19 protein-coding genes and 2 tRNA genes are annotated in these 19405 nt (G+C 44.6%); 11 read left to right on the forward strand and 10 right to left on the reverse strand.

Going from position 1 to position 19405, the window contains the following annotated elements; genetic code table 11:
- The first annotated feature begins 30 nt into the window (after nucleotides 1–30).
- Complete coding sequence (gene larE, locus B9A32_RS07945) at nucleotides 31–837, forward strand: ATP-dependent sacrificial sulfur transferase LarE (RefSeq protein WP_170923759.1); 807 nt, start codon at nucleotides 31–33, stop codon at nucleotides 835–837.
- 30 nt (nucleotides 838–867) lie between these two features.
- On the opposite strand, the gene B9A32_RS07950 is transcribed toward larE, so the two are convergent.
- On the reverse strand, nucleotides 868–1989 hold the full coding sequence (locus B9A32_RS07950) for an aminopeptidase P family protein (RefSeq protein ID WP_084068265.1): 1122 nt from the start codon (nucleotides 1987–1989) through the stop codon (nucleotides 868–870).
- A 170-nt stretch (nucleotides 1990–2159) separates the two neighbouring features.
- Between B9A32_RS07950 and B9A32_RS07955 the strand changes: the two genes are divergently transcribed.
- The 4 genes from B9A32_RS07955 (at nucleotide 2160) to B9A32_RS07970 (ending at nucleotide 5854) form a co-directional block, all read left to right on the forward strand.
- Nucleotides 2160–2552, forward strand: coding sequence for a hypothetical protein (locus tag B9A32_RS07955; protein WP_084068266.1), 393 nt, complete (start codon nucleotides 2160–2162; stop codon nucleotides 2550–2552).
- A gap of 77 nt (nucleotides 2553–2629) precedes the next feature.
- Nucleotides 2630–3718, forward strand: a complete 1089-nt coding sequence (mqnE, locus tag B9A32_RS07960) for an aminofutalosine synthase MqnE (protein ID WP_232367081.1) — start codon at nucleotides 2630–2632, stop codon at nucleotides 3716–3718.
- Nucleotides 3708–4796 carry a cyclic dehypoxanthinyl futalosine synthase gene (gene mqnC / locus B9A32_RS07965; protein WP_232367082.1) on the forward strand — a complete coding sequence of 363 codons (1089 nt, stop codon included), beginning with the start codon at nucleotides 3708–3710 and terminating at the stop codon, nucleotides 4794–4796. The genes mqnE and mqnC overlap by 11 nt, the downstream gene beginning before the upstream one ends.
- Before the next feature lie 236 nt (nucleotides 4797–5032).
- Nucleotides 5033–5854, forward strand: coding sequence for a menaquinone biosynthetic enzyme MqnA/MqnD family protein (locus tag B9A32_RS07970; protein WP_232367083.1), 822 nt, complete (start codon nucleotides 5033–5035; stop codon nucleotides 5852–5854).
- Here B9A32_RS07970 and B9A32_RS07975 read toward each other — a convergent pair whose 3' ends face one another.
- Entirely contained in the window at nucleotides 5855–6703 is an 849-nt protein-coding gene (locus B9A32_RS07975; RefSeq protein WP_232367084.1) for a 1,4-dihydroxy-6-naphtoate synthase, read from the reverse strand.
- Between the two features lie 153 nt (nucleotides 6704–6856).
- Between B9A32_RS07975 and B9A32_RS07980 the strand changes: the two genes are divergently transcribed.
- Nucleotides 6857–7438 carry a hypothetical protein gene (locus B9A32_RS07980; RefSeq protein ID WP_084068271.1) on the forward strand — a complete coding sequence of 194 codons (582 nt, stop codon included), beginning with the start codon at nucleotides 6857–6859 and terminating at the stop codon, nucleotides 7436–7438.
- A gap of 61 nt (nucleotides 7439–7499) precedes the next feature.
- On the opposite strand, the gene B9A32_RS07985 is transcribed toward B9A32_RS07980, so the two are convergent.
- The 3 genes from B9A32_RS07985 to tadA form a co-directional block, all read right to left on the reverse strand.
- Nucleotides 7500–7576, reverse strand: a tRNA-Pro gene (locus tag B9A32_RS07985).
- Nucleotides 7577–7677: 101 nt separating this feature from the next.
- Complete coding sequence (locus B9A32_RS07990) at nucleotides 7678–8964, reverse strand: adenylosuccinate synthase (protein WP_084068272.1); 1287 nt, start codon at nucleotides 8962–8964, stop codon at nucleotides 7678–7680.
- On the reverse strand, nucleotides 8949–9419 hold the full coding sequence (tadA, locus tag B9A32_RS07995; RefSeq protein ID WP_084068273.1) for a tRNA adenosine(34) deaminase TadA: 471 nt from the start codon (nucleotides 9417–9419) through the stop codon (nucleotides 8949–8951). The genes B9A32_RS07990 and tadA overlap by 16 nt, the downstream gene beginning before the upstream one ends.
- Before the next feature lie 117 nt (nucleotides 9420–9536).
- On the opposite strand from tadA, the gene B9A32_RS08000 reads away from it, so the two are divergent.
- Nucleotides 9537–9613 (forward strand) — tRNA-Arg (locus B9A32_RS08000).
- Nucleotides 9614–9700: 87 nt separating this feature from the next.
- On the opposite strand, the gene B9A32_RS08005 is transcribed toward B9A32_RS08000, so the two are convergent.
- Both B9A32_RS08005 and B9A32_RS08010 read right to left on the reverse strand, forming a co-directional pair.
- Entirely contained in the window at nucleotides 9701–9919 is a 219-nt protein-coding gene (locus tag B9A32_RS08005; protein WP_084068274.1) for a hypothetical protein, read from the reverse strand.
- Nucleotides 9920–10078: 159 nt separating this feature from the next.
- Nucleotides 10079–11437 carry an MATE family efflux transporter gene (locus tag B9A32_RS08010; RefSeq protein WP_084068275.1) on the reverse strand — a complete coding sequence of 453 codons (1359 nt, stop codon included), beginning with the start codon at nucleotides 11435–11437 and terminating at the stop codon, nucleotides 10079–10081.
- Nucleotides 11438–12105: 668 nt separating this feature from the next.
- Here B9A32_RS08010 and B9A32_RS08015 point away from each other — a divergent pair.
- The 4 genes from B9A32_RS08015 (at nucleotide 12106) to B9A32_RS08030 (ending at nucleotide 15830) form a co-directional block, all read left to right on the forward strand.
- Nucleotides 12106–12570, forward strand: a complete 465-nt coding sequence (locus B9A32_RS08015) for a PilZ domain-containing protein (RefSeq protein ID WP_084068276.1) — start codon at nucleotides 12106–12108, stop codon at nucleotides 12568–12570.
- The gene (locus B9A32_RS08020) at nucleotides 12560–12934 is read left to right on the forward strand and encodes a PGPGW domain-containing protein (protein WP_084068277.1); all 375 of its coding nucleotides are present in this window, start codon (nucleotides 12560–12562) and stop codon (nucleotides 12932–12934) included. The genes B9A32_RS08015 and B9A32_RS08020 overlap by 11 nt, the downstream gene beginning before the upstream one ends.
- A 67-nt stretch (nucleotides 12935–13001) precedes the next feature.
- Entirely contained in the window at nucleotides 13002–14450 is a 1449-nt protein-coding gene (cls, locus tag B9A32_RS08025; RefSeq protein WP_084068278.1) for a cardiolipin synthase, read from the forward strand.
- A 21-nt stretch (nucleotides 14451–14471) separates the two neighbouring features.
- Nucleotides 14472–15830: a sensor domain-containing diguanylate cyclase gene (locus B9A32_RS08030; RefSeq protein WP_084068279.1), complete on the forward strand. Its 1359-nt coding sequence runs from the start codon at nucleotides 14472–14474 to the stop codon at nucleotides 15828–15830.
- Nucleotides 15831–16108: 278 nt separating this feature from the next.
- Here the strand turns inward: B9A32_RS08030 and B9A32_RS08035 are convergent, their stop codons facing one another.
- From B9A32_RS08035 to B9A32_RS08045, 3 genes are read right to left on the reverse strand one after another with little or no spacing between them, the layout of a single operon-like run.
- Nucleotides 16109–17656, reverse strand: a complete 1548-nt coding sequence (locus B9A32_RS08035) for a polyamine aminopropyltransferase (RefSeq protein ID WP_212637860.1) — start codon at nucleotides 17654–17656, stop codon at nucleotides 16109–16111.
- A gap of 12 nt (nucleotides 17657–17668) precedes the next feature.
- Complete coding sequence (locus tag B9A32_RS08040; RefSeq protein ID WP_084068281.1) at nucleotides 17669–18538, reverse strand: DUF350 domain-containing protein; 870 nt, start codon at nucleotides 18536–18538, stop codon at nucleotides 17669–17671.
- The gene (locus tag B9A32_RS08045; protein WP_084068282.1) at nucleotides 18535–19257 is read right to left on the reverse strand and encodes a hypothetical protein; all 723 of its coding nucleotides are present in this window, start codon (nucleotides 19255–19257) and stop codon (nucleotides 18535–18537) included. Before B9A32_RS08045 ends, B9A32_RS08040 begins: the two co-directional genes overlap by 4 nt.
- Nucleotides 19258–19405 lie beyond the last annotated feature (148 nt).

The raw sequence follows: 19405 nt of genomic DNA on the forward strand, positions 1-19405 counted from the left end.
TTTTTTAACATTTTTAACATGAGGATAACCGTGCGTAAAAAAATTGAAGAATTAAAAACATTGTTAAAAATAAAAACGCCCCTTGCCATTGCCTTTTCAGGCGGTGTTGACAGCGTATTTCTTGCTGCCATGGCAAAAAAAAATATGGGGAGTAAGATATTGCTTTTAACCTTGGTGTCAGAGTTTCAGGCAAAGCAGGACACAGATAATGCCATACGCATGGCTGAAAAGTTGGGTCTACCCCATGAAATCATTCATTTTAATCCATGGGAAGACCAGAGCCTTATCCAAAACAATGAAAACCGCTGCTATCTATGTAAAAAGCTGGGATTTTCCCTCCTGCGCATGGCCGCTGAAAACAGAGGCTTTACGGCATTGGCCCATGGGGTGAATCAGGACGATCTCAGTGATTATCGACCGGGGTTGACGGCCACCGGTGAACTTGGGATTCTTTCCCCACTGGTGGATGCAGGCCTTACAAAGGCCGAAATCCGAACGGTTTCCAGAGAAATGGGGCTTGAAACCTGGAATATGCCTTCCCAATCCTGCCTTGCCACCCGCATACCCTATGGTGAACAGCTGACAAGAAAAAAAATACAACAGATCAGCGATGCCGAGGCCGAGCTGCAACAACTCGGTTTTGAAAAAATCCGGGTTCGTTGCCATGGTGATATGGCCAGAATTGAGTGTGATTCCAAAGATATTGAAACCTTATCCTCTTCTTTATACAGGAAAAAAATCACAAAGGCTTTTTACGCCCTTGGATTTAAATTTGTTTCATTGGATCTTGACGGGTATGCCAGTGGAAACATGAACCGGGGACTCCGCAAAGCCTGATGGCATTTAAATCAATAAAATTCTAATTGCTTACAAGGATTGAAGCCTATAATTGTCATACCCCATGGTGTTTAAAACTTCAGCACCGTTTTCTGTTACAAGAATCATATTCTCAAGGCGGATGCCTCCCCATTGGGGCAGGTATATCCCAGGCTCCACAGTGACCACCATTCCTGATTTTAGTTCAGAATCATCCAGAGAAGAGAGCCGAGGTGCCTCGTGGATGGCAAGTCCCACACCATGGCCAAGGCTGTGGCCAAAAGAGCCTTTAAAGCGGGAGCTGTCAATGTGATTTCTGGCAATTTTATCTATATCACTGCATTTTATGCCGGGAGCAATGGCATCCACTGCCATCTGTTGGGCTGTATTGAGTATTTCATAGGCTTCTTTAAATGTATCATCCGGAGATCCAATCACAAGGGTTCTTGTGGTGTCGCTGCAATAGCCATCCAGGCGGACGCCAAAATCAAAAAGAAGAGGCTCGCCGGTGTTGAAAGCACGATCCCCGGGTATGGCGTGGGGCAGGGCGCTGTTTTTTCCTGATGCGGCTATGACAGGGAAAGACAGTGCATCTGCCCCGTTTTGACGCATGAATTTTTCAAGGAGCCAAGCTGCTTTTTTTTCTGTCATGCCCGGGTGGATCATTTCCCTGAGCTCAAGAAAAGAAGTCTCGGCAATGGCCAGGGCCTTTTTTATGGCTTTTATTTCAGAGTCATCTTTTTGAACCCTTATGTTTTTCAGCAGAGTGTCTTCCGGTTGGAAACGACATTGAAGCCCTGCGTTTTTTGCTTCTTTTTCAATTTTAGTGTAAAGGGCGTGGGTCAGTCGGTCAGACTCCAGCCCGATATTTTTGGATTGAAGTTTCTTTAAAATATGGGGTAATTCAACGGCCATGCTTTTTTTATAGCAATGAATTTCATACCCCTCCGCTTCCCGGGCCGCCTGGGTCTCGAACCGTGAGTCTGTTGCAAGAATCAGGTGTTCCCGGGTGATAATCAATATGCCTGCGGACTCATCATAACTTCCATCTTCCCCGGTGAATCCACTGAAGTATCGTCTGTTTTCATCTGAAAAGAGAATAAGCGTATCTGTTTCAGTGACTGCCATCTTGTTTTTCAATCGGTTAATTCTTTTTTCAATGCCGGTTTTCAAATGAATGCCTCCTTTTTTTGAACTCCTTATACCATTGATCTGAATTCATCCACAATTATTTCTTTTTTCATGGTGACAAACTATTTTATTTATTATACTCGATGATCAAGATTTTCAGGTTGATTTAAGGTTTCATTTTTAAAATATTTTTTGGGGGATTGGAGAAATTGGTGAGCAATTTTGCACAGGATCTTGTACCGGAAGATGATTTGCTGGAGGATATTCATCAATCGGTGGATTGGCCGTTTGTGGTGGGCAAATTAAAGAAAAAATATAAAATTGCTGTCCAGGATGATGTGGCCTATGTTGACGGCGGCCTTGTTGTGCACCAAAAAAAAATTGCCTATCAGCTTGATATTGATGTAAAAGTACGTCTTTCTGTGATTTGTGATAAGTCAGGAAATTGTCTTAAACTGAGCACTGTGCGCCATAAACCAAAGCGTGTGGCCGATTCTCCCGGAAAAGAAATAGGGCTTCAAAGCAGATCCAACAATTCAAGGCGGCAGGAAATGGCCCGCATGGCCACAGGTCTTGCAGATATGATTGCCGATATTAATCAGTGATGTGACCTTAACAATAAAGAAGGTATGATGTGAACCGCTTATTTCGTGATGATGCATTAAAAAAAATTTATGATAAGGTGAAAAAAGGCATTCGGTTGTCCAGGGAGGATGGCCTGGTGCTTTATAAAACCCGGGATTTGAACGGGGTGGGACGCATGGCCGACCATGTGCGACGTCAACGGCATGGCAATGATGCGTTTTATGTGTATAACCAGCATTTAAATTACACCAATATTTGCAAAAATCGTTGTCTTTTTTGTGCCTATGCTGTGGATGAAGGAGACGATGGGGCCTATCTGTGGCACATGGATGAGATTGAAAAACGCCTCATGGCCCGCATTGAGGAGCCTGTTAATGAACTGCATATTGTGGGGGGGCTCCATCCTTCCCTGGACTTTGATTATTTCACCGGTTTGCTCCAAACGGTGAAACGGGTCAGGCCCAATGCAAAAATAAAGGCATTTACCTCTGTTGAGATTGATTATCTGTCCAAATTGTCCGGGCTCAGTGTTAAAGAAACCATTCTGGTGCTTAAGGAGGCTGGCCTGGATATGATGCCGGGTGGCGGGGCAGAGGTGATGAGTGAACGGGTAAGAAAAAAACTATTTCCCAAAAAGGTGAACGCCCAACGATGGCTGGAGATCATGGAGGCTGTTCACCGGGCAGGCATTCCCACCAATGCCACCATGCTCTATGGACACATAGAAACTTTGGAAGAGCGGGTGGATCATTTGATTTCCCTGAGGGAACTCCAGGATAAAACCGGGGGATTTTCTGCGTTTATCCCTCTGGCATTTCATTCTCAAAACACAGCCCTGTCCCATCTTCCTGCCACCAACGCCATGGATGACCTTAAAAATATTGCCATTGCAAGACTTATGTTGGACAATTTTGATCACATAAAAGCCTACTGGGTGATGATCACTGAAAAGCTTGCCCAGGTGGCCCTTGCCTATGGGGCCGATGATCTGGATGGAACCATCATAGAAGAACGCATTACCCACGAAGCCGGGGCCACCTCTGCCAAGGGGTTGACCCGGGATGACATGGAACGGATGATCCGGGATTCGGGCTTTGTTCCCGTGGAGCGGGATACCTTTTACAATGAGCTCCGCAGGGACGGTGTGCTGACGACTGATTATAAGGATAAGGGCCATGGAGCGTAAAATGAAAGATTTGGATATAATTGTTGATAAAGTTTACCGGGGAGAGCGCATTACCATTGAAGAGGGGCTTGTCCTTTTTGAAGATGCCGATCTGTTAACCCTTGCAGGTATGGCAGAGCATAAGCGCTTTGAACTGCATCCCGATAAAAATATTACCTTTGTTGTGGACAGAAATATCAATTACACCAATATCTGCATGTCCGGGTGTCGGTTCTGTGCCTTTTATAAAACACCGGAAAGCGGTGAGGGGTATGTGATTTCCCGGGAGAGTCTCCATGAAAAAATCCAGGAAACCATTGATCTGGGAGGAACCCAGATTTTACTCCAGGGCGGCATGAATCCCAATTTATCTTTGGACTATTATATTGATCTTTTAAAAGATATCAAAGCCAATTTTAAAATTCATATCCATGGATTTTCCCCACCGGAAATTACTTATATTGCTGAAAAATCATCGTTGTCCATTGAAACGGTGGTGTCCCGGTTCCAACAGGCAGGGCTTGACTCCATACCCGGCGGCGGAGCTGAAATTCTTTGTGATGATGTGCGTCAAAGGGTTTCCCCCAATAAATGCATGTCCGGTCCCTGGCTTGAAGTGATGGAGATTGCTCATAATCTGGGTATGAAATCCAGTGCCACCATGATGTTTGGTCATGTGGAAATCCCCCGGCATATTTTTGAGCACATGGATAAAATCCGTAATCTCCAGGATCGCACCGGTGGGTTCACCGCCTTTATCCCCTGGACATTCCAGCCGGGCAATACCCGCATTCATCGCATGGGAACCCCTGCGGTTGTCTATTTGCGTGTGTTGGCCCTGTCCCGTATTTACCTTGATAATATTGATAATATCCAGGCTTCCTGGGTGACCCAGGGAGAAAAAATTGCCCAGACGGCCCTTTTTTACGGAGCCAATGACATGGGAAGCACCATGATTGAGGAAAATGTGGTGGCATCGGCCGGGGTGGACTTCATGCTGCCGGAAAAGGAGTTGCGCCGTCTCATTGAAACCGCCGGATTTATCCCCCGGCAGCGGGATTGTTATTATAATATGATCAGTCGTGCTGTTGCTTCATAACCCGGGCTGACAGATGAACGCTTCCCAATGGATCAGATTTGATTGATTTGCCGTTGATAAATACTGTTTACATGATTTGTTGCGGGCGGATGAAAATTTAAATAGGGTCTGTCTGCGGCAGCTGTATTTGAGGATCAGGATTTTTAACAAAAAGGAGTTGGCATTTATCCCCCATTGTCTTTTATCATTTATAAGGGGGCCTTTGCCGCATTTAAATGAAAGAATCAACCCTTCTTATGGGTAAAATAGACTATATCAACGCTTCTCCGGTTTATTATGGCCTGGACAATGGATTGCTGCCCGACTGGATCAAAATGGTGCCAAGTCCCCCTGCTGTTTTAAATGGAATGATCCGGGATGGCAAGATTGCCATGAGTCCTGTTTCATCGGCTTTTTATGGCATGAATCACAAAGAGCTTCTTATCCTGCCGGATCTTTCCATTTCTTCCCATGGGGATGTGATGAGTGTTGTTTTAATGAGTAATTATCCCCTGGACGACCTCCATGGCCGAAATATTATGCTCACCCGGGAGTCGGCCACCTCTGTTTGTCTGGTGAAATTGATAATGGCACAAAAACAGATGGTTCCGGAGTATCGCACGGGGAAATTAAAATGCATTGAAGATGTTCCCGAAGATGTTGATGCAGCCATGATCATCGGGGATGCAGCCATGACACAGCCCTGGGAGTCCCGGTTTAAATATCGATTTGATCTTGGCCAAGTATGGCATAAAGCCACCGGACTTCCCTTTGTTTATGCCCTGTGGGTGGTGCAAAAAAAATATGCACAACAGCACCCCCATGCGGTGGCGGCGGCCCTTGATCTTTTTTATCAGTCAAGGCGCATGGGGTATGACCATATCCGGCAGGTGATAAAAAAAGGTGCCCAAAAACTCAACCTTGAAGAATCCTATGTGGACAGGTATTTCAAAGGGCTGATTTGTGACCTTGATGCCCCCAAAATAAAAGGGTTAACCTATTTTTTTGATTCACTTTACCGCCATGGTATTTTTTCTGAAAAGGTGGATGTGCAATTTTTTGCCCCTTACTTAAAATAGCTACGTCATAAACCATGAATCCGGCCCCGGGGGAAGAATCCCTGTTTTTTGAGCTTTTTTAAAAAATATCACAATGGCCTTTTCGCCCTCTGGGCCAAGATCCATGGAAAAATCATTTACATAGAGCTTTATATGTTCCTGTATGACGGTGTCCGCCAATTCCTGGGCATGGTGTCGGATATAGGCAACCCCCTTTTCAGGGAACGTTTTTGCATGGGAAATACTTTGTCGGATAATGGATTCCACCTGTGTGGCTGTTTTTCTTTCCATTTCTTTTTTCACGGCAATGCATCCCAATGGAATGGGCAGCCCGGTGTTTTGTTCCCACCATTGCCCTAAATCCCGGATCAATTCAAATCCCATGTGCTCATAGACAAATCGACCTTCGTGGATGATGACCCCCAGGGTGGCTTTTCCTGTTTTCACCGCCGGCATGACCTGTTCAAAGGGCAGGGGGATCAGTTCTGTGGTCAGGCCCGGATATTGATCCTCAAGATAAAATCGGAACAAAAGGCAGGCCGTGGTGCCAAGGCCGGGAACCGCGACCGTTACTTTTTTTTGAGGGATTTTCCATTGACCGGGCATTGCGATAACAAGTGGGCCACATCCCCGTCCCAGGGCTGCGCCGCTTCTCAATATTCTGTATTTATCACCCAGGTTTCCCATGGCGGCAAAGGAGAGTTTGGTGATGTCGTAGGTGGTTTTTGCTGCTTTCTGGTTCAAAGTCTCCACGTCGGCAATGCTGGTATTAAAAGAGATGTCTGCCGTGTTGATGAGGCCGTGCACCATGGCATGAAAAATATAAGTGTCATTGGGGCAGCTGGAATAGGCAAGGCTTAACTGGCTCAATTTTATCTCCATATTGTGGGCGGTTTGCCCGAAAAATTGATTCTTATTCGATGATGAAACGTTTTGAGCCGATTGTACCTTTAACCCATTGGAGGGTCAAGTGGGGTATCTTACAAATATTGAAAATTTGACAATTTTGGAGGGGTTTTTTATATGAAATACTCCGTAAATAAGAGGCGTATTTCATGCTGTGTTGTGGGCAGATCGGGGACATCAAAATGTGGGCCGTCCCCGGTGATGATAAAGAAAGAGATATTTATATTTAATATTTTGCTGGGAATGTATCTGTTATTTTTATCCCCCTTTTTATCTCTGGCAGCAAGCCATGATCTGGCCATGGATTTCCATGACGGGGAGTATGTTCAAAATGAATGGAAGATTGATGAACATGAAGTGTCAGCCCGTTATATTCCCCATGGGAGAAGCCCCTTTACCTATGTATTTAAAAAAGGCGATTATACCACAATTACCGGGGCGGGCATGGATATGCAGCTGTGCACCACCACCGGTGCTGCCAGGGCCAACGTGTACGTGGCATGTGGAGGGATTCGTCATGGATTTCAAATGCATACCTATCCCCATGATCAATTATGGAAAAATGTACGCCACTGGGAAATGCCCAACCACTGCTTGGAAATATTAAATAAGACGGGGGAAATCAAACTGGTGATTACGGTGAATTGGGATGGTCATGGGACGTTTCATCTTTTAAATTTAAAGATGAGCGCTGAGTGAACTAAAAAGGCCCGAAAGTCAAATTGACTCCCGGGCCTTTTATTTTATTTTTCTATTTGGGTGGTCGGGATGAGAAGATTCGAACTTCCGACCCCAGCGTCCCGAACGCTGTGCTCTACCAGACTGAGCCACATCCCGACATCCAAACGACGCATATTAATAGTTTATTTTTTAAACCTTGTCAAGGGAATCTTATCCATCTCAATGCAGATTTAAAGATGGAAAAAAATGGTGAAATTTTAAAAAAATGAATCCAGAATAATGGTGGCTTCCCGGCCCGGTCCCACAGATAAAATTTTAATCTTCACCCCGGACAACTCCTCAATCCTGGCAAGGTATTTTTTTGCATTTTCCGGAAACTGATCAAGGCTTTTAAGTTTTGAAGTGTCACTCTGCCAGCCGGGATGGGTTTCATAGACCGGTGTGCAGTTTTCAAGGGCCTTGATACTGGCAGGAAAATCTTCCATGATTTCACCATTGTATTCATATCCGGTGCAGATTTTAAGCTCTTTAAGCTCATCTAAAACATCCAGTTTGGTGATCACAAGGCCGGTGAGGCTGTTGAGGCGGGCTGCATTTTTAAGGATTACCATGTCCAGCCAGCCGCATCGTCGTCGTCTGCCGGTGGTGGCACCGAATTCTGCCCCTTTTTTCTGGATCGCTTCTCCAGTGTCATCAAAGAGCTCTGTGGGAAAGGGGCCTGCCCCCACCCGGGTGGTGTATGCTTTGACAATGCCTATTATTTCCTCCAGTCGGCAAGGCCCCACACCTGAACCGCAGGCCGCATTGCCGGAAACCGTGCTGGAAGAGGTGACAAACGGGTATGTTCCGTGCTCAATGTCCAGGTGGGTACCCTGGGCACCTTCAAAAAGTACTTTTTTGCCTTCATCCATTCCTTTATTTAAAATCACAGACACATCTGCAATGTAAGGCAGGAGACGATCCCTTAAAGCCATGTACTCCTTGATCACCTCTTTGGGATCCAGAGGCTCTGTATCAAAGAATTTTTCAAGATAGAAGTTTTTTTCTTCCATGATGGTTGTGACTTTATCAGCAAAAAAATCAGGATCAAGAAGATCTGCAAAGCGGATCCCCCGACGGGTGGCTCGATCTTCATAGCATGGACCGATACCGCGACCGGTGGTGCCGATTTTATCCGCTCCCTTTTTAATTTCCCGGGCGTTGTCAATGGCTCTGTGGTAGGGCATGATCATGTGGGCTCTGTTGCTTATTTTCAGCATATCTGGAGAAACATCCACTTGATTGTCTTTGAGATAGTCTATCTCTTCGAGCAATACCATGGGATCCACCACTACGCCGTTGCCGATGAAGCACTTTTTTTTCTGGAGGATACCAGACGGAACCAGATGGCTGATAATTTCCTTGCCATCCACCACCATGGTGTGTCCCGCGTTGTTTCCTCCCTGGAATCTTACCACGTAGTCGGAAGATCCACTTAAAATATCAACAATTTTTCCTTTGCCTTCATCACCCCATTGGGTGCCGACAACTACGATGTTTGACACTTTTTTCTCCTTTTATTTCTGAAAAAGCTTCTGATAATAGCGCGTGTTTCGTCTTCACAAATGCCGGATACAACCTCAAGATTGTGATTCAATCGGGCATCAGAAGCAAAATTGTATAATGCACCGGCGGCTCCCCATCTGGGGTCGGGGGCGCCAAAAACAACCCGGGAGAGCCTGGCATGGATCACCGCACCCATACACATGATGCAGGGCTCAATGGTGGTATAAAGGGTGGCTCCGCCCAGTCGGTAATTACCCGTTTTTTTGGCAGCGCTTCGCAGGGCCAGCATCTCTGCATGGGCCGACGGGTCCGTTTGGGTGATGGTTTGATTATGTCCTTGTCCGATGACATCTCCTTTGCTGTCAACCACCACAGCCCCCACAGGTACTTCATCCAGCTGCCGGGCTTTAAGGGCCTGCTCCAGGGCAAGCTTCATGTAATCCCTTTCATTCATGGCCTATCTATATCCATTTTTTTGGGTGGAGGTCAATTTAATTCTAAATCAATGTGAAAATAATTTAAAAAATAGATTGACAAACAGTGCTCATAAATATATCTAAGAGGGGTTTGCGCGCCCGTGGCTCAGCTGGATAGAGCACCTGACTACGAATCAGGGGGTCGGGAGTTCGAATCTCTCCGGGCGCGCCACTATAAAATCAAGGGGTTACAGTCAGTTGGCTGTGGCCCTTTTTTGTTTGGTCTTTTTCTTTGTGCCCACATAGTCCCCACTTTTTTTTATGGGGGCAGAATGGGGGCTGCTAAAAGCGGTATTTTTATACCGCTCCCGGTACCGTCTACCACAATTCCGAATAGATGGCTTCCAAGTATTTTTTCTGGTTTGGCCTGTGTAGGAAACTTTTCCTTAACTGCTCTGGTAGAATCATTGTTCTGAGTTGCCAATCTTCTTGCAGCAGCCTCCCACCCGGCAATCTTCTTCAAAATCTCAAACTTCACGCTTCCCTTCTCCCCGGTAGGTCCACCCGGCAGTCTGTGTGAATCTTTGAGCAGGATTGCCCGTGGAAAATAATTTTATGCAAGGAGACTGCTCAAAATTGGGTGGGTTCCCCATGGGCAGCTTGAGGCTTTGGTTGAATGGGCTTACCTGTCTTTTTATCAAACCGTCACAAGATTTCGGATCCATTTTTGTGAGAAGAAACGTGGAATTCCCACACCCAGCTTGAATAATTCTTCCACGGCGACAAGGGCCATAACCCAATAAACCGGCAGTCCCAGATAGAAGGCGGTAAAGAAAGCCATGGGAACACCGATGCACCAGACACCGGTGAGGTCCAGCAAAAAACCGAACTGCGTATCTCCTCCGCTTCGAAGAACCGAAACAATGGTTGTAAAATTAGTGGTCTTTGCCCAGAAAATCAGCCCTGACACCAGCATCAGATAATATGCATTTTCGTATGTGGCCGGGGAAATGTTGTAAAAAGAGAGAACAAACTCCCGAGAGGAAATCATGAGGAAGCCTGCACCGACAGCTATGATCAACTGGGTGATCAAAATGAATTGTCCGTATGCCTGAGCGGTTTTTTTCTGGCCTGCACCGATGCTGTTCCCAATCATGATGGCCCCCCCATGGAAAATGCCGAAAAAAGGAATGAACATAAATTCTTCGATGGTGGTCACAATGTTTACGGCGGCAATGGATTCCGTTCCGATCCGGGCATAGACCAGTTTGTAAAGGCTTATTCCCGTTACCCAGAATAGCTCATTGAGGAATACCGGCCAGCAGGTGGTAAACACTCTGCCCAAAAAAGGTCTGCCAAAGCTGAACATCTCCTTGAAGTTTGCGGCCAGGGGATAATTTTTTCCATAAATAATACCGGCCATGAAAAGCCCTTCAACAATTTTAGAGGTACAGGTGGCAATGCCTGCTCCGGTGACTCCGAGGGCAGGGAATCCCCATTTTCCAAAAATAAGGATGTAATTGAGAACGATGTTAAAGGTGACGGCCACCATAGAACAGACCATGGGTACCTTAACAAAACCCATACTTCTCAGGTTGCACATGAATGAAAAGATTACGGCGGAAAAGGCAAAGGAACCCCCCACTATTCTAATATAATCGGCCCCAAGGCGAACTACTGCCTCATCCTTTGAGAAAAAGGAGATGAGGTTGTCCGGTAGAATCAGGGCCACATAACTGAACAGAGCTGCCACGGTAAGTCCAGCCAGAATACCCATACCGGACAGATGTTTGATCCGGCTCATCTCTTTTTTGCCCCAGTATTGGGCTGTGAAAATAGACACTCCAGAGTGGATGCCGTACTGAATAACAATAAACATGAAGACAAATTGATTGGCAATGCCCACAGCCGCAATGGCTGTTTCATTGAGCTGGCCCACCATGAGGATATCAATGACACTCATGGAACAGGTCAAAAGATTTTGCAATGCAATGGGTATCGCCAGGGTGAGCAGTAATCCTAAAAAACGTTTCTGTGATTTGCTGAATTTAAACATATATTGTTTCTCCAAACAAAAAAAGCCCGCTTTCTTACGAAGCGGGCTTTTGGTAATTTTTATTTAAAACTGATCAGTTACAAAAAGGCGCTCCTGTGGCCATGCACATTTCTTCTGCCGTGCCGTGCCTGAAGAAGGCCGACGATTGATATATGGATTGCGGTACTTTTTGTCATGGAGCTTTATCCTGAAACAATTTAATAAATAGTTAAACTACTCAACTTTCGGGCTTCATTTCAAAGCTGGCATTTTAAAATGTACCGATGGGCTCAGTGTGCGACGGGGTCAGGCTTTTGTTATTGATGTTATCGACCAAGGCCTTTGTCAACGAAAAAAGCCTCTATAATGTCAATAACAAAAGCCTGACCCCACCACGAAATGCGAACACCGAAAGTTGAGTAAACTATAAAAATTCTGTATACCAGCCACTATTTTTAAGGTCAAGGGAATTTATCCATCCCTTTTTTATTGTTTGTACGGCAACAATTCTTTTTCCCATTTTCATCAAAGATAAATTTTATTTGTTTTCGTTATTGTCGTAAGTTATAAGTATTCTTTAAATAGAGGTTATTTCGTGCTTTGTGTAAGAATTTAAATAACACGTGGATGATGGTAAATAAAGACTTGTGACCTATGGGTTTATCTGTACGTAAATCAGGAATGGAACGATGATTAAAAAAGTGTATGTCTCCAATGATAAAAAAGCGACCTTTAAGTGCCCGGAATGCGGGCTTATAAAAGAGAAGGACGTTTCAAAATTTATGGGTTTAGAGTCAGCTGTTAAAATTAAGTGTAAATGCAGCTGTGGGCATTCCTATCCGGTCATATTTGAGCGTAGACAACATATTCGAAAAGATGTTAATTTTTCTGGAACCTATGTCTGGGGGAAGGAGCATGGAACTCTTTTGGTAAAAAATATTTCTCACAGCGGAATGTGTCTCAAAATGACCTTTAAAACGGCTCTGAAGGTGGGAGATCGGTTTGTTGTCAAATTTATTTTGGGTGAAAATTCCAATTCAGAGGTGGAAAAAGAGGTTATTGTAAGAGGTTTAAAACATCCCATGATGGGGGTGGAATTTGCTTCAAAGGATCATTACGGTAAATTTGGAGCTTATTTGTTGTATGATTTTTAAAGGAGTGCTCCTTTCCTGTATCCTGTGTGTAGGGACATTATTATTTATTCCTTGGCTGGTGTGCAGAATTCCCGAGTCCTATTTTATTCATCGCTCATTAAGATCATCAAACCACCGCACCCCTTTGGCCAAAGGGATACGGAGAGTGATCAAAAACTGTGCGGGTGTTCTTCTGGTTTTGGCTGGAATTGTCATGCTTTTTGTTCCCGGGCAGGGGCTTTTGACCATATTGATTGGGGTAATGCTCATTGATTTTCCAGGAAAGCGACTGGTGGAAAAAAAAATGGTCAGTATCAAGTCCATCCAGATCATGTTAAACTGGATAAGAAAAAAAAATAATGTCAAGGAGTTGAAGTTTCCCTGATCCCGAATTGAGTCTGTTTTTGTGATCATGTCGATAATTTGATGACTGAGTCAGAAGGAAAGCATCTATGTCCTGGTGGAACTCCCTGTTTATTTTTATCCTCTATATTTATATTTCCATAACTATTTTTTATCTTTTACTGGATAATCGGGAGACGGCAACCACGCTTTCCTGGCTTCTGGTTTTTATTTTTTTCCCTTTTGGCGGCATTCTTGTTTATTTCATGGTGGGCAGGGGGATGCGCAAAAAGGTTGGGCAGACCCTTGTGCGTCAAAATCTTGAAAAGCGGATGCAGGAAATTCATCAGACAATCATTGATCAGCAAAAATCTGATATGGGATGGCTTGCTGAAAAGTATTCATTGTTTGAACATAAAAAACTCATGGAGCTTTTGTATCGAAATTCTGATTCAATCCTCACACGAAACACAGATATTAAGATTTTTTTTGAAGGGGCCGACAAATTCAATGTGCTTCTGGATGATTTATTTTCGGCCCGTAATTATATTCATATGGAATATTTCATATGGAAGTCTGATCCTCTTTCCCATCAAGTGGTTGAGGTGTTAAAACAGAAAGTTCAACAAGGTGTGGATGTCCGTATTTTATATGATTCCATCGGCAACTATCTTTCCAAACGATACCTTAAAAAATTACGGGGAATGGGTATTAAGATATATCCCTATTATAATTTCCAGTCCCCTTTGAAAATTCATACACTTAATTACCGTAATCATCGAAAAATTGTTGTTATCGATGGTGGGATTGGCTACATTGGTGGCATGAATATGGGAAAGGAGTATATTGACGGAGGGGAGCAATTCCCCGCCTGGCGGGATACTCACATGCGTATCAAAGGTGAGGCTGTTACTGTTTTACAGGAAATTTTTTCAGTGTCATGGCTGAATACCACCAACGAATACATTGATATTTGTCCGGTGCCCATTTCCAATCATACCGGGGAGTCTCTATTGCCGGTGCAGGTGACCACATCCGGGCCTGATTCCAAATGGGAATCCATTAAGCAATTGTATTTTTTGCTTATTTCCTCTGCGCAAAAGACAATTTTTATTAATACCCCCTATTTCATCCCCGATGCCAGTATTGTGATGGCATTAAAAACGGCAGCCCTGAGCGGCATTGATGTGCGCATCATGCTCACCGGATTTTTGGATAAACGTCTTCCTTACTGGGCGGCTTTAACCTATGTGGGGGAGCTGCTAAATGCCGGGGTAAAAATATACTATTACCAAAGGGGATTCATGCATGCCAAAACCATTGTGGTGGATGGCAGCTCCTGTTCCATTGGCACGGCAAACATGGACATGAGAAGTTTTGAACTCAACTATGAGATTAATGCTTTGATTTATGATGAGTCCCTTGCCGGGGATATGGAATCCCGGTTTCATGATGACATGGAAAATGCCCGGGAGTTTACCCGGGAGGATTATGCCGTCATCGGTCGTGCAAAACAGCTTCGAAATTCTCTGGCGCGTCTTTTTGCGCCGTTATTGTAATATGTAATCAGGAAAACTGCCATGGATGATCAATTCAACAATATGTCTTTTTTCATTGAACTTGGTAAACCCCTTGCCAAGGCAAGAACTGTGAAAGAAACCTTGAACATCGTCATGTACCAGGTGGGAAAAATATTTCAACCGGTGAACTGGTCTTTGTTGTTAAAAGATACAAAGCACAATGAAATGATATTTTCCGTGGTGGTGGGCGAGCAGAAAAAAAAGCTCCAGGGAATGCGAATTCCCATGGGAAAAGGCATTGTCGGCCGCATCATGGAAACCGGTCAATCTATTATTGTGGCGGATGTGGCCAAGGACGATTATTTTTTTCCTGCTATTGATGAAAACACCGGATTTCAAACCCGCTCAATTATCGGCGTTCCGTTAAAAACAGATGATAAAATTTTTGGTGTCATTGAATTGGTAAATAAGGTTTCCGGTGAAAATTTTACCAATATGGAGCTTACCGTGCTTGAAGCCATTGCTGAGTATGCCGCCATTGCCATAGAGCGTTGCTATTATCAACATACCCTTAAAAGCCTGGCATTGATGGACCCTGTCACCGGCTTGAAAAATAAAATCAGTTTTGAAAATGCCGTAAAAAAAATGCCGTCAGCATTCAAACGTTATGGGGTTCGTTTTGGAGTGCTATTGTTGAATGTGGTTAATTTTAGTCAAATCAATGCACAAAAAGGATTTTCAGCAGGCGATGATGTGTTGAAAAGTGTGGCAAGGATGCTGAAACAAGTATTCAAAGACGGAGACGATATTTTTCGCTATGGAGGTGATAAATTTATTATAACCCTTCCACATTCTGGAAGAGAAGCCACGGAAAAGATGCGTCAGGCAGTATTGACAACTTTCTCCAATGCAGTTTCTCTGGAGGATAAAATTCCTTTTCAAGTGGATGTTTTTGTTCATTGTCAAGAAACGGATGTTTTGGAAAACTTGGTGGCTTTTGTGAAAAAACGTTTTTCAAAGCAACCCTCCCGTGAAAATACCATGGATGATGGCATGGAGATGCATCTCCACTCATGCATCAGCAAGGACTCCATGGAATTGGACGCAGAGCAGGAATTGAAGGTGGGGTTTCGTAAAAAAGTCTCTTTGAATGGTGATTTTAAGCATTCTAATAAAAGAATGTTTGGGCGTATTTCAGTACATGATATTTCCATGCAGGGGATAGGGTTTACCATTTTAAAAACCCAGGGATTTGAAGTGGGAGATCTTCTGGATGTCAGTGTAACTCTGGATGACGGCAAAAAAACCCGGATTAAAAGGCGGGTGAGTATCAGGATTATTGACGGGAAAAATATTATCGCTGACTTTTATAACCCTCCGCCTTTTGATAAACATCTGGGATTTTATCTTATGGGGTAGTTTTATAGTGTTTATTTGAAGTTAAGTCGACGGGTTAGAGTCTCTTTGAAGTCGCATAGAAATAAATGAGCTTTCTTATCGTTTTGAAGTTGTTGAATTTTAAGGAAATATAAATAAAAAGTCATACCTTTTATTGTTGCGAGACTCCTTTGTTCCCATTTGTTTTTTTTACTCGTCAGTCATAAGTCCTCCAGTTTGACGCCACATAATGTGTTTCTTTAACATTAAACATATCCCATGTGGTATGAGAAATGAGACCTTCGGACTCATGAGTTTTTTTAGTAAACCCCCCAGGTGCCCTGGTGATAATATCTGTAAAGCACAGGAAACTGGCTGGTATTAATTTTTATTTTTTCGTTGGTTACGTCAAATACCCCTTTCCCAAAATGAATCATGGACACCATGGCACCCTGACTTAAAAAACGGGTTTCCACGTTGTCAAAGGTGAGTTGGGATGCTACTTCTTTAAGGGCTTTTGCGGAAATCAGCTTCTTGTCCACGGCCAGTATCCATCCCCACTGCCCCAGGGTGGGGATGGCATTGTGCATGGGAAGGGTGGAAAAACCTGCTGCCTGGATGGTTTTATTAATGCACAAAAAAGCCTTGCGGGCAAAAAAAGGGCTGCTGGCCTGGGTTATCATGACACCTCCCCGGCTCAGATGGGCCTTTACCGTATGGTAAAAATGGTGGGAATAAAGATGCATGAGATCCATGGAGTCCGGGTCTGGCAGATCAATGATGATGACATTGTAAAGCTGTGGGCTTTTTTCCAGAAACAGTGCCCCGTCTCCGTTTACAATGGTTGTTTTTTCATGGGAGAAGGCTTTATTGTTGATTTTGCTTAATATGGGATGATGGGTGGCAAGCTCGGTCATCACCGGGTCCAGATCCACCAAAGTAAGGGATTCCACATCGGCGTATTTCAATACCTCCCGGGCCGCAAGACCATCTCCGCCCCCCAGGATAAGAACCTTTTTACGGCTGGGGGCCATGGCCATGGCCGGATGAACTATGGGTTCGTGGTATTTTTCTTCATCAAAGGTGGAAAATTGCTCCTGGCCATTGATGAACAGCCAGTAATCCTTTTTCCACCGGGTGATGACGATTTTCTGAAATTTTGTTTGAACAGCATAGATGATGGTATCTTTATATTTTTTCTGCTCACTGAATGCAACTATATCACCGGCAAACCACAAAGATGTTCCCATGAGAAGCAAAACCGTTATAAATGAACCGACAAGGGTTTTTTTGTATGTTGTCAGGTCAAAAAAACGCCACAAAAGCCAGCTTGCCACCAGAAAATTGATGCCGCCGAGCAGCACCGGGGTGTAGATGAATCCCAGCACCGGTAGAAACACAAAAGCAAATAAAATGCCGCCAATGAGTGAACCAAAATAGTCCATTTCAAGGACTTTGGAAATGTTGGTGCGAAGGGCTTCATATTGGCTGTTCAGTCGGGTGACAATGGGGATTTCAAGCCCGATGAGAAACCCGATGCCAAAGGCCAGGGGATAGATCACAAGCTCCCGGGATTCCAGGAGGGGGGACAGCCCAAAGCAGAGCATTGCCGAAACACTGCAAAGGGAAGAAAGGGTGAACTCCACAAAAACAAATGTATCCAGCAGCCGGGTTTTAAAGTGACGGCTGTAGGCGCTTCCCACCCCCATGGCAAAGAGCATGATGGACATGATCATGGTCCATTGAAAGGTGGCATTGCCCATGAGGTAAGTGGCAAGGGTGGATAAAACAAATTCCGCAACAATGCCTGAACAACCCGTGGCAAAAAGGGCTATTTGAAGGGTCCTGCTTCTGGATGGCTGGAACAAAGTCACCTGGGATCAGATACACCAGAAAATAATGAATGCCCCGGCAATGTAGGAGAATGCTTCAATGTAAGCTGCTCCAATGTTGGGACCCCGGGTTTCAATGGATTTGTCTTTGCGAAATCCTGTAATTTCATCGGAAAGTTTTACCCCGGGCATGAGAAGGGCATCTGTGAGCATACGGATAAGGGGCAGGGAAACAAGCCCTGTGATTGCATAGGTCACAAACGTGGTGATATTTTCTGTCCAGGAGATGAAATCACCTTCTGCGGCAAGGCCCACCACGGTCCCCATGGCAATGAGTGCGCCACAGAATGAAACACCCGCAGCCACATTGTCCTTTTCAATCTCTGCATGCAGGTCAAAGGGCAGAATAAAATTATACACCTTGGAAGCCGCCAGCAAAAGTATCTGGCCCATGGCCCAGAAGACCACAGCCGTGTCCATGCCGCCTCCGACACCTGATACGGCCCCATGGATAACAAACCCCGATGCCACAGAGGTACCCAGTAAGACAGCTCCGGTTCCCTGATTTCTGTCCCGTAGTAACTCGTCTTTAATTTTAAATTGGTACAGGATTATCCAATCACATATAAAGGTGGATAAGTTTAATAAAATGATACTGAGCAGGCCGTAACGGGTCAGATCCATGAGATCATTGAGAAGTCCATGGGAAGGGCCCACCAAAGCACCCCCCAGAGCGATGATAAGACCGGCGTAGTATCCGGTGACAGCCAGGGACACTGCGGGGTTATCTTTTTCCACCAGCTCAATGTTCAGATTGAACTCCCGGTGAAGCAGGTTGTAGCAAATTTTTCCCACAAAAAAGAGAATGAAAAAAGCAATAAAATAAATTATCCCCAGAATCAGTCCGTCAATGGTCATTTTCCAGATCCCCCTGCTCTACTTCTAAGACCGGTTTTGGTTCGGCCGATTTTTTGACTTACCTTGTTGGAAAAGGAAGATTTCTTGGCATTCACCGAGGACATCCGGGAGGAATAAAAAGTGGGGCGTGTGGCTTTTACAATTTTTCCCGAGGATCCATATTGTTTGCTGCTGCCGAAAAAGGGTTTTCTTTTGGATCGATAACTTTGGTAGCTTCTGTAATCATGGCGGTGAATGGGGCTGTACCAGCCGCCAAACAGACTGGAAATCAGGGCGTATTTGCCGTAAAATTCCCAAAAGGAGCCGCCGTTGCCGTCATCCCGCCATCTGCCGTAATTTTCATCCCCCACAAACCCGTATCCCGGCGGGGAAACCGCATCGTCATATGCGCCCTCTTTTTTTGTCAACAGTGTCATTCCCAGGAAATCTATGTTCTTGTTATAATACTCCTTGGGCACCTGGAACCACTGGGTTTTGGAAGATTCATCGGGTAATACCACAAGATAACGATGAAAATAATTTTTTACAAAGGTTCCCTCTTCTTTCATGTCGTCAAGGAGCACGGAGAAAGTGGGTTGGTCCCTTAGTGTTTTTTTCAATGTTTCCAAAGGGATCTCGCCGGTTCCCCCGCCGCATCCGGCAAAGAGAATGCAAAACAGCATGACAAGGGAAAGCTTTACTGAAAAATCAATTATTTTGAGGGGAATGTATGATTTCATAATGTTTAAATTTACCAGAAAGCTTTTTACCGGGCAAGCACTTATTTTGAAATATATGTGATCTACACTAAGTAGTGCATAGTCAAGGCTAAGATTTAGGATGATACATCTTCCAGACCAGTGTGGCTCCGGCCTGTTCAGAAGCAGT

The sequence above is a fragment of the Desulfocicer vacuolatum DSM 3385 genome (assembly GCF_900176365.1).
Lineage (GTDB): Bacteria > Desulfobacterota > Desulfobacteria > Desulfobacterales > Desulfobacteraceae > Desulfocicer > Desulfocicer vacuolatum.

Excerpts from the sequence above, each read along its gene's own strand:
- B9A32_RS08015 (WP_084068276.1), top strand. The coding sequence starts at position 12,106 with ATGATTAAAAAAGTGTATGTCTCCAATGATAAAAAAGCGACCTTTAAG.
- B9A32_RS08040 (WP_084068281.1), bottom strand. The coding sequence starts at position 18,538 with ATGACCATTGACGGACTGATTCTGGGGATAATTTATTTTATTGCTTTT.
- tadA (WP_084068273.1), bottom strand. The coding sequence starts at position 9,419 with ATGAATGAAAGGGATTACATGAAGCTTGCCCTGGAGCAGGCCCTTAAA.
- B9A32_RS07970 (WP_232367083.1), top strand. The coding sequence starts at position 5,033 with ATGGGTAAAATAGACTATATCAACGCTTCTCCGGTTTATTATGGCCTG.
- mqnC (WP_232367082.1), top strand. The coding sequence starts at position 3,708 with ATGGAGCGTAAAATGAAAGATTTGGATATAATTGTTGATAAAGTTTAC.
- B9A32_RS08030 (WP_084068279.1), top strand. The coding sequence starts at position 14,472 with ATGGATGATCAATTCAACAATATGTCTTTTTTCATTGAACTTGGTAAA.
- B9A32_RS08020 (WP_084068277.1), top strand. The coding sequence starts at position 12,560 with ATGATTTTTAAAGGAGTGCTCCTTTCCTGTATCCTGTGTGTAGGGACA.
- cls (WP_084068278.1), top strand. The coding sequence starts at position 13,002 with ATGTCCTGGTGGAACTCCCTGTTTATTTTTATCCTCTATATTTATATT.
- B9A32_RS08010 (WP_084068275.1), bottom strand. The coding sequence starts at position 11,437 with ATGTTTAAATTCAGCAAATCACAGAAACGTTTTTTAGGATTACTGCTC.
- B9A32_RS07980 (WP_084068271.1), top strand. The coding sequence starts at position 6,857 with ATGAAATACTCCGTAAATAAGAGGCGTATTTCATGCTGTGTTGTGGGC.
- B9A32_RS08045 (WP_084068282.1), bottom strand. The coding sequence starts at position 19,257 with ATGAAATCATACATTCCCCTCAAAATAATTGATTTTTCAGTAAAGCTT.